This is a genomic window from Aminobacter sp. SR38 (assembly GCF_014843375.1).
Lineage (GTDB): Bacteria > Pseudomonadota > Alphaproteobacteria > Rhizobiales > Rhizobiaceae > Aminobacter > Aminobacter ciceronei.
Genome location: NZ_CP062112.1, coordinates 4798803 through 4812998, shown reverse-complemented (window position 1 = coordinate 4812998; position 14196 = coordinate 4798803). Strand labels below are relative to the sequence as shown.

Annotated in this window: 21 protein-coding genes; 16 read left to right on the top strand and 5 right to left on the bottom strand. The window is 62.2% G+C overall.

All coding sequences use genetic code 11. From position 1 onward, the window contains the following. Nucleotide 1 precedes the first annotated feature (1 nt). From IG197_RS23650 to IG197_RS23595, 12 genes are all read left to right on the top strand, one after another. Nucleotides 2–409 carry a ribbon-helix-helix protein, CopG family gene (locus tag IG197_RS23650; RefSeq protein WP_192315278.1) on the top strand — a complete coding sequence of 136 codons (408 nt, stop codon included), beginning with the start codon at nucleotides 2–4 and terminating at the stop codon, nucleotides 407–409. A gap of 270 nt (nucleotides 410–679) precedes the next feature. Continuing rightward, nucleotides 680–1615, top strand: a complete 936-nt coding sequence (gene trbB, locus IG197_RS23645) for a P-type conjugative transfer ATPase TrbB (protein WP_371746560.1) — start codon at nucleotides 680–682, stop codon at nucleotides 1613–1615. Then, nucleotides 1612–1944, top strand: a complete 333-nt coding sequence (locus IG197_RS23640; protein ID WP_192315273.1) for a TrbC/VirB2 family protein — start codon at nucleotides 1612–1614, stop codon at nucleotides 1942–1944. Before trbB ends, IG197_RS23640 begins: the two co-directional genes overlap by 4 nt. Next, complete coding sequence (locus tag IG197_RS23635; protein ID WP_067965095.1) at nucleotides 1944–2207, top strand: VirB3 family type IV secretion system protein; 264 nt, start codon at nucleotides 1944–1946, stop codon at nucleotides 2205–2207. Before IG197_RS23640 ends, IG197_RS23635 begins: the two co-directional genes overlap by 1 nt. A gap of 10 nt (nucleotides 2208–2217) precedes the next feature. Then, on the top strand, nucleotides 2218–4674 hold the full coding sequence (gene trbE, locus IG197_RS23630; protein ID WP_192315271.1) for a conjugal transfer protein TrbE: 2457 nt from the start codon (nucleotides 2218–2220) through the stop codon (nucleotides 4672–4674). Continuing rightward, nucleotides 4671–5444: a P-type conjugative transfer protein TrbJ gene (gene trbJ / locus IG197_RS23625; protein ID WP_192315269.1), complete on the top strand. Its 774-nt coding sequence runs from the start codon at nucleotides 4671–4673 to the stop codon at nucleotides 5442–5444. The genes trbE and trbJ overlap by 4 nt, the downstream gene beginning before the upstream one ends. Nucleotides 5445–5462: 18 nt before the next feature. Then, the gene (trbK-alt, locus tag IG197_RS23620) at nucleotides 5463–5750 is read left to right on the top strand and encodes a putative entry exclusion protein TrbK-alt (RefSeq protein WP_192315266.1); all 288 of its coding nucleotides are present in this window, start codon (nucleotides 5463–5465) and stop codon (nucleotides 5748–5750) included. Between the two features lie 3 nt (nucleotides 5751–5753). Next, nucleotides 5754–7091 (top strand): P-type conjugative transfer protein TrbL, encoded by a 1338-nt coding sequence (gene trbL / locus IG197_RS23615; protein WP_192315264.1) that lies wholly within the window; start codon nucleotides 5754–5756, stop codon nucleotides 7089–7091. Beyond that, nucleotides 7088–7777: a conjugal transfer protein TrbF gene (trbF, locus tag IG197_RS23610; RefSeq protein ID WP_192315263.1), complete on the top strand. Its 690-nt coding sequence runs from the start codon at nucleotides 7088–7090 to the stop codon at nucleotides 7775–7777. The genes trbL and trbF overlap by 4 nt, the downstream gene beginning before the upstream one ends. Then, nucleotides 7774–8754 (top strand): P-type conjugative transfer protein TrbG, encoded by a 981-nt coding sequence (gene trbG, locus IG197_RS23605; protein WP_192315261.1) that lies wholly within the window; start codon nucleotides 7774–7776, stop codon nucleotides 8752–8754. Before trbF ends, trbG begins: the two co-directional genes overlap by 4 nt. Next, complete coding sequence (locus IG197_RS23600; RefSeq protein WP_192315259.1) at nucleotides 8751–9899, top strand: TrbI/VirB10 family protein; 1149 nt, start codon at nucleotides 8751–8753, stop codon at nucleotides 9897–9899. Before trbG ends, IG197_RS23600 begins: the two co-directional genes overlap by 4 nt. Next, complete coding sequence (locus tag IG197_RS23595) at nucleotides 9896–10126, top strand: DUF2274 domain-containing protein (protein ID WP_192315257.1); 231 nt, start codon at nucleotides 9896–9898, stop codon at nucleotides 10124–10126. The genes IG197_RS23600 and IG197_RS23595 overlap by 4 nt, the downstream gene beginning before the upstream one ends. A 155-nt stretch (nucleotides 10127–10281) precedes the next feature. On the opposite strand, the gene IG197_RS23590 is transcribed toward IG197_RS23595, so the two are convergent. The 5 genes from IG197_RS23590 to IG197_RS23570 form a co-directional block, all read right to left on the bottom strand. Beyond that, a complete protein-coding gene (locus IG197_RS23590; protein WP_192315255.1) occupies nucleotides 10282–10572 on the bottom strand; it encodes a CopG family transcriptional regulator in 291 nt (96 codons plus the stop codon). 192 nt (nucleotides 10573–10764) lie between these two features. Beyond that, on the bottom strand, nucleotides 10765–11004 hold the full coding sequence (locus tag IG197_RS23585) for a DUF982 domain-containing protein (RefSeq protein ID WP_192315254.1): 240 nt from the start codon (nucleotides 11002–11004) through the stop codon (nucleotides 10765–10767). Between the two features lie 52 nt (nucleotides 11005–11056). Continuing rightward, nucleotides 11057–11326 carry a hypothetical protein gene (locus tag IG197_RS23580; protein WP_184767261.1) on the bottom strand — a complete coding sequence of 90 codons (270 nt, stop codon included), beginning with the start codon at nucleotides 11324–11326 and terminating at the stop codon, nucleotides 11057–11059. 11 nt (nucleotides 11327–11337) lie between these two features. Then, a complete protein-coding gene (locus IG197_RS23575) occupies nucleotides 11338–12102 on the bottom strand; it encodes an SOS response-associated peptidase (protein ID WP_192315253.1) in 765 nt (254 codons plus the stop codon). A 31-nt stretch (nucleotides 12103–12133) separates the two neighbouring features. After that, nucleotides 12134–12445, bottom strand: coding sequence for a hypothetical protein (locus tag IG197_RS23570; protein WP_192315252.1), 312 nt, complete (start codon nucleotides 12443–12445; stop codon nucleotides 12134–12136). A 244-nt stretch (nucleotides 12446–12689) separates the two neighbouring features. On the opposite strand from IG197_RS23570, the gene IG197_RS23565 reads away from it, so the two are divergent. From IG197_RS23565 to IG197_RS23550, 4 genes are all read left to right on the top strand, one after another. Next, nucleotides 12690–12998, top strand: coding sequence for a hypothetical protein (locus tag IG197_RS23565; RefSeq protein WP_192315251.1), 309 nt, complete (start codon nucleotides 12690–12692; stop codon nucleotides 12996–12998). 2 nt (nucleotides 12999–13000) lie between these two features. Beyond that, complete coding sequence (locus tag IG197_RS23560; protein WP_192315250.1) at nucleotides 13001–13261, top strand: hypothetical protein; 261 nt, start codon at nucleotides 13001–13003, stop codon at nucleotides 13259–13261. A gap of 104 nt (nucleotides 13262–13365) precedes the next feature. Next, nucleotides 13366–13794: a hypothetical protein gene (locus IG197_RS23555; RefSeq protein WP_192315249.1), complete on the top strand. Its 429-nt coding sequence runs from the start codon at nucleotides 13366–13368 to the stop codon at nucleotides 13792–13794. Between the two features lie 192 nt (nucleotides 13795–13986). Beyond that, entirely contained in the window at nucleotides 13987–14193 is a 207-nt protein-coding gene (locus IG197_RS23550; RefSeq protein WP_192315248.1) for a hypothetical protein, read from the top strand. Nucleotides 14194–14196 lie beyond the last annotated feature (3 nt).

The following is a 14196-nucleotide window of genomic DNA, read 5'->3' as shown; positions in this document are numbered from 1 at the left end:
GATGCGCGACCGTCTTAATCTTACCCTGCCAGTGGAGCTTATCGGTCGCATCAACGAGCTTGCCGACCGCAAGAAATTGCCTAGGTCGGCCATCGTGGAGGCGGCCGTCAGTTCGTTCCTGTCGCCCGATCACGCCGATGCGCGCGAAGCAGCCTTTGCACGCCGGCTCGACCGACTGTCCAGGCAAATCCAGCGGATGGAGCGCGATCTTGGCGTCACCGCGGAAACACTCGCCCTTTTCGTCCGCTTCTGGCTTTCGATCACCCCGCCTCTGCCGCCCGAGGCGCAAGCTTCAGCTCAGGCGAAGGGACGAGAGCGTTTCGACGGCTTCGTCGAAACGCTCGGCAAGCGGCTTCAGAAAGGTCAGAGCTTCCTGCGTGAGATTCCCGAAGATGTTGAGGGCAATTGAATACGTGGACGTGGCCATGGGCGGGCTCACGAAGGGCGCGCGCATCCAGCTGAACCAACAACGTCGGTCGCGCTCAGCCATGCCTATCCCGCCCTTCTCCTGCAATTGCACGCCACGCTACTACACCCTCTGAAACCTGTTGAACCTGCCTGATTTCTGGCTCCCTTAATCATCCCCGATCAGGGTCGCGCAGCGCGCCACCCGAACGAGAATGGGGATGATGTGGCGAATTCTCAACGACATTCCGAAGTATCCTTGCGCGGTGCGCGCATGCTGCGCACCGCGCTGGGTTCAGCGATCGCCGGGTTCCTGGAAGATCCATCCATCGTCGAGGTGATGCTCAATCCCGACGGGCGGCTCTGGATCGACCGCCTCTCCGGCGGACTTGAAGATACAGGTTGCACGCTTCTGGCGGCGGACGGCGAACGCATCATTCGCCTTGTCGCTCACCATGTCGGCGCCGAAGTGCATCCCGGCAATCCGCGTGTTTCGGCCGAGCTTCCCGAAACGGGAGAGCGGTTCGAAGGACTGCTGCCACCCGTCGTCGCAGCACCAGCCTTTGCGATCCGAAAGCCGGCCGTCGCTGTCTTCACCCTCGACGACTACGTCGCAGCCGGCGTCATGACAGCGCAGCAGGCAACTGCCCTGCGTCAGGCAGTCGCGGCGCGCGCCAATATTCTCGTCGCTGGTGGCACCTCGACCGGCAAGACCACGCTCACCAATGCCCTTCTTGCGGAAGTCGCCAAGACCTCAGATCGCGTCGTCCTGATCGAGGACACGCGCGAGCTGCAATGCGCTGCGCCCAATCTCGTGTCCCTTCGCACCAAAGAAGGCGTCGTCTCCCTCTCCGATCTCGTTCGTTCGTCACTTCGACTGCGGCCCGACCGCATTCCCGTGGGCGAAGTGCGCGGCTCCGAAGCGCTCGATCTCCTCAAAGCCTGGGGCACCGGCCATCCCGGCGGCATTGGCACCATCCATGCCGGAACCGGCATCGGCGCCCTGCGGCGCCTCGAGCAACTCATCCAGGAAGTCGTTGTCACCGTCCCGCGCGCACTGATCGCGGAAACCATCGATCTCGTCGCGGTCCTTTCGGGGCGCGGGTCCGCCCGACGGCTGGCCGAACTTGCCCGCGTCGAAGGGCTCGGCCCCGGTGGCGACTACCGCATCGCACCCATCCCCTCCAACAATGAAGGAACGTCCGCATGACCCTGCCCCTTTCCCGAGCCGGACGCCACATCGCGGCATTTTGCTCGGTCACCGCCCTCGCACTCGCGGTCGCCCCTGTCGCACACGCCGCGGGCTCGTCCATGCCCTGGGAACAGCCACTGCAGCAGATCCTGCAGTCAATCGAGGGCCCGGTCGCCAAGATCATCGCCGTGATCATCATCATCGTGACCGGTCTGACGCTCGCTTTCGGCGACACCTCGGGCGGCTTCCGACGTCTGATCCAGATCGTCTTCGGCCTCTCGATCGCCTTCGCCGCATCGAGCTTCTTCCTCAGCTTCTTTAGCTTCGGCGGCGGAGCGCTTGTCTGATGGAGGAACCAGTCCCAGGCTTCAGCGCACCTGTTCATCGGGCGCTCACGGAACACATCCTGCTCGGCGGCGCCCCACGCTCGATCGCCATCCTGAACGCCACATTGGCTGCGGCCCTCGGGCTCGGCCTGCGGCTCTGGATCATTGGGATCGCGCTGGGGTTGATCGGGCACCTTGCTGCCGCCTGGGCCGCCAAGCGAGATCCGATGTTCGCCGAGGTTGTGCGCAGGCATCTGCGCATCCCCGGCCACCTCAGGGCGTGAGGTAATCGCCATGATGAACCTTGCCGAATACCGAAACCGAAATGCCCGCCTCTCGGACTTCCTGCCCTGGGCAGCGCTCGTGCGCGAGGGCGTTGTCCTCAACAAGGATGGCAGTCTCCAGCGCAGCGCCCGATTCCGCGGCCCGGATCTCGACAGTTCGGTCGCAGCTGAGTTGGTCAGCATCGCAAGCCGTCTTAACAACGCTTTCCGCCGCCTCGGCTCGGGCTGGGCGATCTTCGTCGAAGCCCAGCGTCATGCAGCCGGTGCCTATCCGGAAAGCACATTCGCAGACCCCGCCTCCGCCCTGGTCGATGCCGAACGCAAGGCCGGCTTCGAAGAGACCGGGGCTCATTACGAGTCCAGCTATTTCCTGACCTTCACCTATCTGCCACCGGCGGAGGACGCCGCCCGGGCGGAAAGCTGGCTCTACGAAGGCAAAGCCGAAAGCGGCGTCGATCCGCACGAGATCGTCGCCGGCTTCATCGACCGCACCGACCGTGTGCTGCAACTCGTCGAAGGTTTCATGCCGGATTGCGCATGGCTCGACGATGTCGAAACCCTGTCTTATCTCCATGCCTGCGTTTCGACCGAACGTCATCGAGTGCGCGTTCCCGAGACGCCGATGCATCTTGACGCGCTGCTCGCGGACCGGCCCCTCGCTGGCGGGCTCGAGCCGCGTCTTGGCGACCAACATCTTCGTATTCTCACCATCGTCGGCTTTCCGACCGCGACTACGCCTGGAATCCTCGACGAGCTCAATCGTCTCGCATTCCCCTATCGTTGGTCGACCCGCGCCATCCTCCTCGACAAGGCTGACGCGACGAAGCTGCTGACCAAGATCAGGCGGCAATGGTTCGCCAAGCGCAAGTCAATCGCAGCAATCCTCAAGGAGGTGATGACCAACGAGGCTGCTGCTTTGGTCGACACAGACGCGGCCAACAAGGCTGCCGACGCCGATCTCGCTCTGCAGGAGCTGGGCGCCGACTATGCCGGACAGGCTTATGTCACTGCGACGCTCACCGTTTGGGACGCCGATCCGCGTGTCGCTGACGAAAAGCTGAGGCTCGCCGAAAAGGTCATCCAGGGCCGCGACTTCACATGCACGCCCGAGACCATAAATGCCGTCGACGCCTGGCTAGGTTCGCTGCCCGGTCACGTCTACGCCAATGTGCGGCAACCGCCGCTCTCCACGGTCAATCTAGCCCACATGATCCCGCTTTCGGCTGTGTGGGCAGGACCACAAGAAGATGAGCATTTCGCAGCGCCCCCTCTCCTATTCGGCAAGACCGAAGGCTCTACCCCGTTCCGCTTTTGCCTTCATGTCGGAGATGTCGGTCACACGCTGATCGTAGGCCCGACAGGTGCTGGCAAATCAGTGCTGCTCGCCCTGATGGCGCTGCAGTTCCGCCGCTATCGCCATTCGCAGGTCTTCGCCTTCGATTTCGGCGGCTCGATCCGCGCCGCTACACTCGCCATGGGCGGCGACTGGCACGATCTTGGTGGCGACCTGACTGGTGATGCTGGCGAGCCGGTACAACTCCAGCCACTCGCGCGCATCCATCACGTACCGGAGCGTGCCTGGGCAGCCGACTGGATTGTCTCGATCCTGGTCCGTGAGAGCGTCCCGATCACTCCAGAGATCAAGGAGCATCTGTGGTCTGCGCTTACCTCCCTCGCCAGCGCCCCCGTCCACGAGCGCACGCTCACCGGCCTCAACGTCCTGCTCCAGTCGAATGACCTGAAACAGGCGCTACGCCCCTACTGCGTCGGAGGTCCTTATGGCCGGCTCCTCGACGCCGAGTTCGAGCGCATCGGCGAGACATCTGTCCAGGCCTTCGAAACCGAGGGACTGGTCGGCACGGCTGCCGCCCCTGCGGTGCTTTCTTATCTCTTTCACCGTATCGAGGATCGGCTCGACGGTTCGCCTACGCTCATCATCATCGACGAAGGTTGGCTCGCACTCGACGACGATGGCTTCTCCGGCCAGATCCGGGAGTGGCTGAAGACCTTGCGCAAAAAGAACGCCAGCGTGGTCTTTGCCACGCAATCGCTGTCCGACATCGACCGCTCCGCGATCGCGCCCGCTATCATCGAGAGCTGCCAGACCCGGCTCTTGCTGCCGAACGAACGCGCAATCGAACCGCAAATCACCGCAATCTACCGTCGTTTCGGCCTCAACGATCGCCAGATCGAGATCCTGGCGCGCGCTACGCCAAAGCGCGACTACTATTGCCAGTCTCGGCGCGGCAACCGGCTCTTTGAACTCGGCCTTTCCGAGGTCGCCCTCGCGCTTTGCGCTGCATCCTCAAAAACCGACCAGACGCTGATTGCGCAGATCCTAGGTGAGCATGGCCGCAATGGCTTCCTCGCTGCCTGGCTGCGCACCCGCGGCGTCGATTGGGCGGTCGACCTCATCCCCAACCTCACCAATCTCGTCCCCGAACCTGAGAAGGATCCCACGCCATGACCACGCAACTCTCGACCCTTCGCGCTGCCTTGATTGGAGCAACGGTTCTTTCTGCGACCGGTGCGCTTTCGCCCGCGCTGACGAGCCCAGCGCAGGCCTTCTTTGGTCGGATTGTCTACGATCCGACCAACTACGCGCAGAACGTGCTCACCGCCGCCCGCACGCTGGAGCAGATCAACAACCAGATCAAAAGTCTGCAGAATGAAGCGCAGATGCTCATCAACCAGGCGAGGAACCTGGCGAGCCTGCCATACTCGTCTCTCCAGCAGCTTCAGCAGTCGGTGCAAAAGACGCAGCAGCTTCTCAGCCAGGCGCAAAACATCGCCTTCGACGTCCAGCAGATCGACCAGATGTTCGAACAGAAATACGGCAGCGTGTCCTTGTCGGCCTCCGATCAAGAGCTCGTCGCCAACGCGCGTACACGTTGGAAAAACACCGTGGGCGGCTTGCAGGACGCCATGCGTGTCCAGGCAGGCGCCGTCGAAAACATCGAGACCAATCGTGCCCAGATGTCGGCGCTGATCGGCCAGAGCCAGAATGCCGCCGGTGCACTTCAGGCAACACAAGCCGGCAACCAGCTACTAGCGCTCCAGGCTCAGCAACTCGCCGACCTCACCGCCGTCATCGCTGCCAATGGCCGGGCGCAGGCACTGACCGACGCCGAACGTGCAGCTGCTGCCGAACAGGGCCGCGAGCAGCGCCGCCGCTTCCTGACCCCGGGTTCCGGCTATCAGCCCGGCAATGCCCGCATGTTCAACAACGGCAATTGACAGCCAGAGGAAAACATCATGGACGGCAAAGTGCTGGCGCGCCTCGGCGCTGTCGTGTTCGTCGCTGTCGCCATCACGGCAACGGTGATTGAATTGACCCGGAAGGAAGCAGTGCCGGTAGCGGCGCCGGCACTGGTTCTGCGGCCCGAGGCCGACCATTTGCAAGAGAGACAGCGCCGGTGCCAGCAGCTTGGGGTGAAGGCGGCTGATGATGCTGAATGCCTGCGCGTCTGGGCAGAAACCCGCGACCGATTCCTTGGTCGCACGCCCGTGCGTCCTGCTCCGCGAATTCAGGAAGGGCGGTGAAGCATGGGCGGCGCCGGCGTCATCGACAACTTCCTCGAAGTCTTCGCCCGCTACATCGACAGTGGGTTTGGCCTTCTGGGTGGAGAAGTCGCGTTCATCGCCACCACGCTGATCGTCATTGACGTGACGCTGGCAGCTCTGTTCTGGAGCTGGGGCGCTGACGACGACATCATCGCGCGGCTGGTCAAGAAGACACTGTTTGTCGGCGTCTTCGCCTATCTCATCTCCAACTGGAACAATCTCGCAAACATCGTCTTCGACAGTTTCGCGGGCCTCGGCCTCAAGGGCTCCGGCACGGGATTTTCGACAGCGGACCTGATGCGCCCCGGCAAGGTGGCACAAACCGGCCTGGATGCCGCCCGGCCACTGCTCGAGTCCATCTCTGACCTGATGGGATGGGTGGCCTTCTTCGAGAACTTCATCCAGATCGCCTGCCTGCTCTTCGCCTGGGCCCTGGTCATCCTTGCCTTCTTCATTCTGTCGATCCAGCTCTTCGTCACACTGATAGAATTCAAGCTGACCACACTGGCCGGCTTCGTGCTGATCCCCTTCGGCCTGTTCGGCAAGACCGCCTTCATGGCCGAACGTGTACTTGGAAACGTTGTCTCCTCCGGCATCAAAGTACTGGTGCTCGCCGTGATCATCGGCATCGGCTCGACATTGTTCAGCCAGTTCACGCAAGGTTTCGGCGGCCAGACCCCGAGCATCGACGATGCGATGGCTGTCGTGCTCGCTGCCCTGTCACTGCTGGGTCTCGGCATCTTCGGTCCCGGCATCGCGTCGGGGCTTGTCAGCGGTGGGCCCCAGCTTGGCGCCGGAGCAGCGGTGGGTACCGGTCTTGCCGCAGGTGGTGTGACGCTCGCCGCTGCTGGTGCTGCTGGTCTTGCGGCGAAGGGCGGCGCTGCCGCCGTCTCCGCTGGCGCGGCAGCCGTCCGTGGCGGTGCGCTCGCTTCTGGCGCGGCGTCTTCTGCCTATTCGCTCGCCTCCCTCGGTCAGTCCGGCGCGGCCGGTAGCGCCTCCGGACTGGGGGGCGTTGCACATGTCGCAGGCAACGCGGCGACATCGCCGCTTCGCAGGGCTGCCGCTAGCGTCAGGTCAAGCTTCGCCGACGGCGTCAAGGCCGGCTTCAGCGCGACCGGCGGCTCCTCGACCATGGGCTCGGTCGGAGGCACGGCTGAGGCTGCGCCAGCTTCCACCATCCATGCGCCCGGCTGGGCGCAGCGTATGCGTCGGTCCGGCCACATGGGCCATGCCGTCCAGACAACCGCCCACGCCGTTCGCTCCGGCGACAGCCATGCCTCCGCCTCTTCCGTCAACCTTCAGACAAGTGATCGTTCATGAACCTCTTCAGGCGACCCGCCGCGCATTACGGCAAGACACCTCAACCCGAGACCCCCTATCAAAGGGCCGCGCAGGTCTGGGACGAACGTATCGGCTCGGCCCGCGTTCAGGCCAAGAGCTGGCGCTACATGGCGTTTGGATCGCTGATCCTGTCTGGCGCATTCGCCGCAGCACTCGTCTGGCAGTCGACTCGAGGGACTGTCGTGCCCTGGATCGTCCAGGTCGACAATCTCGGTCAGGCGCAAGCTGTCGTACCAGCAAGCGCCGACTATCTGCCAACCGATCCGCAGATCGCATGGCATCTTGCGCGCTTCGTCGAACAGGTCCGCTCGATCCCGGCTGACCCAATCATCGTCCGCCAGAATTGGCTGCGTGCCTATGACTGGACCACGGATCGCGGCGCTACGGCGCTCAACGACTACGCTCGCACCAATGACCCATTCACCAAGGTCGGCAAGCAACAGATCGCGGTCGAGGTCTCCTCGGTGATCCGCGCTTCTCCGAACTCGTTTCGCGTCGCCTGGACCGAGCGCCACTACGAGAGCGGGAAGCTCTCCACGACCCAGCGCTGGACTGCAATCCTGACCAACGTGATCCAGCCGCCACGCGATGCCGAAAGGCTCCGCGCCAATCCGCTCGGCATCTACGTCAACGCCATCAACTGGTCACAGGAGATGAGCCAATGAACCGGCCGACGATCCGCAGAAGCGGCAACCTGTCTCTTCGCAAATCCGTAGCTCCAGTGCTTTTGCTTTCCGCCATGCTCGCGGGCTGCGCCACCAGCAAACCGCCTGTGATCAGCTACGACGCCAACGTGCCGCCCCTCCCGGCAATTCCCATGGCTGCGCCAGAAGACAGACCGAAGCCTCTCCATATCCCGCCTGCCTGGTCACCCGCACGTGGCGGTATCGCCGCCTCGACACCGACAGCACGTGTCGAGAATGCCAATGCCGCCGCGCGCGTCCAGCCACGCCGCGAAGGCTATTACAATGCCATCCAGATCTATCCCTGGAGCGAAGGCGCCCTCTACCAGGTCTATGCCGCGCCCGGGCAGATCACCAACATCGCGCTCGAACTCGGCGAGAGTCTGACCGGCGCAGGCCCGATCGCCGCCGGTGACACCGCTCGCTGGATCATCGGAGACACCGAGAGCGGTAGCGGGATCACCCGGCGTACACATGTGCTGGTAAAGCCTACACGCGCCGACATCTCGACCAACCTCGTCATCACCACCGACCGGCGCACCTACATGATCGAGCTACGTTCCGGCGAAAAGCCATATATGCCGGCAGTGGCCTGGGCCTATCCAAAGCAACCAGCCGGACAGCGCCAGGCCATTTCGACAACACCCCTCATTCCGGCTGTCGCGGCGCGGAACTTTCGATACGGTCTCACAGGCGATACTCCGCCATGGAAGCCGGTCTCTGTATATGACGACGGCAGGCGCGTCTTTGTCGAGTTTCCACGCGGCATCGTGCAGGGCGAGATGCCACCACTCCTGGTCATCGGCCCAGACGGCGAAGCCCAGATCGCAAACAGCCGTATCTACCAACACATCCTGATCGTCGATCGCCTGTTCGGCGCGGCCGAGTTGCGTCTTGGCAGCGGAGATCGACAGCAGACCGTCAGGATCGTGCGCACGGATGGAAGGCCGTCGTCATGAGCGAAAAGGACAACGTGGCTCCGATGCGCCTTCGTGCCGAACCGCCGCGCATCACCCGCCTGTCGCCAAAGGTCATCGTCGGCTTCGGCGTCGTCGCCTCACTCGGCATCGGCGGTGCACTGGTTTATGCGCTTCAGACGCGCGTGCCCGGCGCCGACGACCAGGAGCTCTACTCGACCGCCAATCGGCAACCCGCCGACGGTCTCGCCGGCCTGCCGCGCGACTATACCGGCCCGATCCTCGGGCCGGCGCTGCCGGGCGATCTCGGCCGCCCGATCCTCAACGCCCAAAACAGGGGACAACCCGTCGTGCCGCCCGCGATCATGGCACCGGCTGTCGACGAGGCGGAACAGCGCCGGCGAGCTGAGGAAGAGGCCGCGCGGACGAGCACCGTCTTTTTCCAGTCACGTGGAGGATCAGCCGCAACGGTCGGGACGGGAGAACCGGCGTCGGGCTTTCCGGGCGCTGACCTGGGAAGCCAGCTTGGCGAGCAGGCCGCACAGGACAAGCAAGTGGCTTTCCTCAACGCCGCTGCTGACAGACGTACAGTGGCGCGCGACCGCGTCATGCCGCCGGCATCGCCCTTCGTTCTCCAGGCCGGCGCCGTCATTCCGGCAGCCCTCATCACTGGCATCAGATCCGATCTACCCGGACAGGTCACCGCGCAGGTGACGGAGAACATTTACGACAGCCCAACTGGTCGAGCCCTGCTCGTTCCCCAAGGCACGCGGATCATCGGGCAGTATGACAACAACGTCCAATTCGGCCAGCGCCGCGCACTCCTTGTCTGGAACCGGCTCATTTTTCCGAATGGCCGCTCCATTGTTCTCGAACGTCAGCCGGGCGCCGACACGCAAGGCTATGCCGGGCTTGAAGACGGGGTCGATTATCACTGGTGGAACCTGGCCAAAGCCGCCGGTCTCTCGACGTTGCTTGCCGCTGGTGCGGAGTTGGCGATCGACGACGAGAACCGGCTATTGCGTGCAATCCGCGATGGAGCGCAGGACACGATCAACGACGCCGGCCAACAGATCATCCGAAGGCAGCTCAACGTCGCACCGACGCTGACCATCCGGCCGGGCTTTCCTGTACGCGTCATCGTCACGCGCGACCTCGTGCTCGAGCCTTATGGAGCAACGCAATGACAAAGCTGAAACTACGCCCCATCGCCGACGACAGGCCCCTCAAGGTAACGTTGGAGCTTCCGGCGTCACTGCATCGCGATCTCAAGACTTATGCCGATATCCTTGGCCGCGAGAGCGGCCAGCCTGCTACCGAGCCCATCCGACTGATCGTACCGATGCTCCAGCGCTTTATCGAGACGGATCGAGGGTTTGCAAAGGCTCGGCGGAACGTCCAGCCAGATTCGTAGTGCGGGCTCAATTCTATCATCCTCGCCATCGTCGCCTTCATAATGGGCGGAGGCTTCAAGCTGCCATAATGGCAAAAGAATCGTGATAGCCTGACGGCGTCGACACACTCCCATCCCTGGCCCCGCGGCCGAAAGGTGGCGGGGCTTTCTGTCGCTTAAGCGTTGCCGTCCACTTCGCCATCCTCTTCGAGCATCGGCACTGGTAGAAATCCGCCCTTTTCCAGCCATTCGCGTACGACACGGCGGAGCAAATCCTGCCTGTTCATCTGGAGATAGGTCGAGAGTTCAGTAATCGCCTCGTAAACATCGGGATCAAGCATCAATCCCTCGGTGTTGCCCAGCCTGAGCGCAGACCGACGCAACATGGTCTGTAGATCGGCGCGGCTGATATCCGCGATCCGGTTGGCTGCATCTTCGAGATCATCGGCGAAGTCTATGCGGCTCATTCCTAGAGCGTATTCAGGTGGGGGCGGATTTCAAGGGTTGATGCTCCGCCCTGCACGGCAGGCCTTTTTGCGCCCGGTGGGAACCAAACGGCTGCCTCGGCATTGTTGCGACGGGCGAAGGCCAGAACCATCCTGTCGCTCCCATTAGTAAGGCCTGCCGCGCCCCCCCTCCGCCGGCAGGCCTTCATTGTTTCAGGGATGGTTTCGCAGCACGCCGGCTTCCTTCGCCGCGGCTTCGAATGCCTTGCGCGCATCGGCGACTGGCACCCGATCCTCGATCGCCTCATAACATCGCTGATAAGCCAGGCGCCATTTCGCTGTGCGCTTCGGCCAGGTGTCCATCTCATCGATCGCGGCTTCGCACGACTTGACGTTCACGGTCAGCCCGGAATTCGACATCGACCGCACTGAAACGGGCGTCGTCTGGAACAACTTCATGCCATAGCATCGCGCCGGGCGGCCTTGCTGGCAATGTGGTTTGTCCTCACTCCATGTCAGGCACGTCGCCGGCCCGATAGAGGATTGTGGGCTCCCCATATTCGCCAATCGCGGGGTTGGCTTCCCGGCTCCATGCAATGACGCCCGCGTGCTCGCTCTCGATCATCTTGGCCAGGCGCTTGGCCGCATCCTCGCTCTGCATCTGACGGGGATCGAATGCGGGCTTCAGGTCGCCTTCGTCGTCGCGGTTGAATGCGGCGACGACGATCAGCTTCGGCATCTTCTGCTGCGGGACGACGTGACCGGTGTTCGACATCGAGGAAGCTCCTAGATCAACGACGCCTGGGGTTGAGGTGAAACGATCTGCGTCGGAGGAAGATCCACAGTTGTCAGCATGTCGTCAGGCAGTGGTCGCTGCAGTTTGCTCGCCTCCGCCCAAGGAGCCGTCAGCCACGTTTCAATCTCTTCCGGTGTCGTCAGGATGACCGGCATTGCCTTTTCATGGATCGGGGCAACGACACCGTTCGGGCTGGTGGTGAGGAACGCATAGACTTCCCAGTCGAGGACGCCATCACGAATGGTGCGGGCGCCGCGCCATGGCGTCCATAATCCGGCAAAGACGGCTAGCGGCTGGCTCTCGTTGAGCGCGAACCAGAAATTGCGATGCCGGCCGGTGAGAGGGTCTTTGTCGCCTTCAACCGGACTCGGTTCGGCGAAGCTGGTGAATGGCACCACACATCTGCTCTCGACGCCGAGATGGGGCGCCCAGTGCTTGCTGTCCGTCCGTCGGATGTTGGTTACACCCTTGTCGGGTTCCTTTTCCAACAGCGCCTTGAAGTCGACGGCCTGGCCCTTCGCTTCGAGCTTTGCCGCGCGGGTCTTGGTCGCCTGAAATTGAACGTTCGAAGCCGTGGGCATGCCCCAGTTGAGCATCGCCAACTGCCGGCGCCCTTCGAAGTTGCGCACCACCGGCCCATTGCGGCCGGGATAGACGTCGATCGACGGTTCGAGATTGCCGGCGATGTCTTCGAGCACCTTGGTCAGGGCGCGCAGTTCATCTTGTGATGAGGAGAAATTGTAGAGGTTGCACATGCGGGGAGACTGCCGTTGCGTCTGGGTGCCGTCAATCGTGGCTACACCCTAGTGGGCCCTGATCATCACCAGGTTCGTATGGCGCCGGGTCTCTGCCGCATGCCTTCACCGCGGCTGCCTGTGCCCTGTACCAGATGACCGAAATCTTCTCGTCTTCCTTGGTGGGTTCCAAGTCTTCGCCGTCCAACGAATAAAGGGGCTCGTGCGCATTCTCGACCTTCCATACCGAGTAATCGCCTTGTTCAGGCGTCACGCCGTACATGTCGAGGATTGCCTGGGCTGCCGCGAGGCCTCGCTGGATTTCTTCTGGCGATGCGCCGGGGATTTCAAGCGTAAGGGACATCAGCAGAGCCTCCCTGAGTAGTGTACTTCCTGCCCTCAGCCTTGTGTTCGTAGCAGAACCAATGCGGCTCCTGCTTGCCAGTGGCGAAGCCCCAGCCACCATCCTTCTTGCAGCCAGTATGCTCGCAAAAATGTTCGTAGATGCCGCTGGGCTTGCGTGGCGCGGTGTTTTGCTCGTCGCTCATGCCCATAGGTTAGCGTGATGTGAATTGACTCCGCAAGGAGTTTGTTCCTATTTCGTTCTCATGCCCCAGCCGAGCCGAGCAACACCTTTTCCACTGTCCAAGCTGAACGATGCCCGCGAGCTCGTGGCGGTTGGCTGTGCCTACTGCAAGCGCGAGCATACCTATTATCCAACTGACCTGATGCAATTGTTCGGCGACGTCGATGTCGATTCTCTTGCCAGCCGCATGACCTGTGAGAGCATTCCGGGTGGCCATGGGTTCATGCGAGTCGAGCGCGTCTTTTCTGGTTCCAGGGAGATGGTCGGCAAGAAGATTCGCAGGCTCGTCGCCATCAAGATTCGGCGCGAGCCAGTCTGGCGAGAAGAGTAGCCATGTCACGCGGTCCCAGCCGAAGCGAGCATCTTACAGACAGCGAGATCGAAGCCATTGTCTTGGCTGCGATCCCGCTGCGCAGGGCGGTCCAGCGGTGCTTCATCAGTTTGAAGCCATTCAACGAGACCTATTCGCTTCTGAACGACCACGTTAACAGTCTGGACGCGGTACTGGAGAAGATCACCGGCCGATCCATTGACTACCGCGGGCGGGACTTAGGGCTGCTGCCCGCGCCTACGCAAGAGCAATGCAAGGGCTGACAGCCAGACTGCTTCGCTCGCAACATCAGTAACCTTCCAATTCCAGTGGTTTCGGAGCAATATTAGGTTGCGCTTATGGTGCGTTGCAATTCAGGAGAGGTCTCATGTACCGCCAGCTATTGCCGCTCAAAGTACCCACCCTCTTGGCAATTGCACTTTCGATGGCTTTGTTGCCGGGCCAAGCGACCGCGAAGAAGCTCCCAAGACATCCAGGCCAAGTTCTCCGAAAGGTTCCTGATCTGACGAACTTGCCCTCATGGAGCGCCTCGAGCATTGCAAAGAAGGGAGGCTTCGCTCTCTCGATTACTGGCCCAACTGACGAACGCAACGAGATTAGGCCGAGCCGGCGCAAGGGATATTGCATCGTCTACTTGATAGACCCGTACGTCATCAACCAGTCGCCGAAACCCGGCTTTCATCTGTTTTCCAGGGAAGGTCAGCCGAAGCTGAGAGTGCTGACCAAACACCTCCGCAGCCCGAACCCAACGGAGGATTTGTGCGATTGCTCGAACGATGGGTGTGAGATGCGTTGACTGAATTTCCACACATCTAGAGGCCCGCTGATCACCCGCACCAAGGCCGTTTGACCTTCGGTCGCCAGATGATCGCATAGCCCTCGGCCAACAGCACGTTCTCTGCCAGCCGCCCATCACTGAGCCTGATGCGCACCAGCGGCCGGCGGTCCTATCCCGCTGACCCGTATCCTCGATCCGCAGGCCGGGGTCTTGGATAAGCTCGGCCAGGCGCTTCTTCGCTTCTCTTCCGAGCATCCTTTCCCGTTCGCATTTCGCCCGTCCAATTTCAGGTGTGTCGATACCGGTCTTGAACGGAACACCATCACCGATCAGGCGCATGTTCTGTCCGTTGCAACGGATGGTATCGCCGTCGACTACGGTCAAGGTGGAACAAGAGAGGATCGTGGCTGCGAGTAGAGT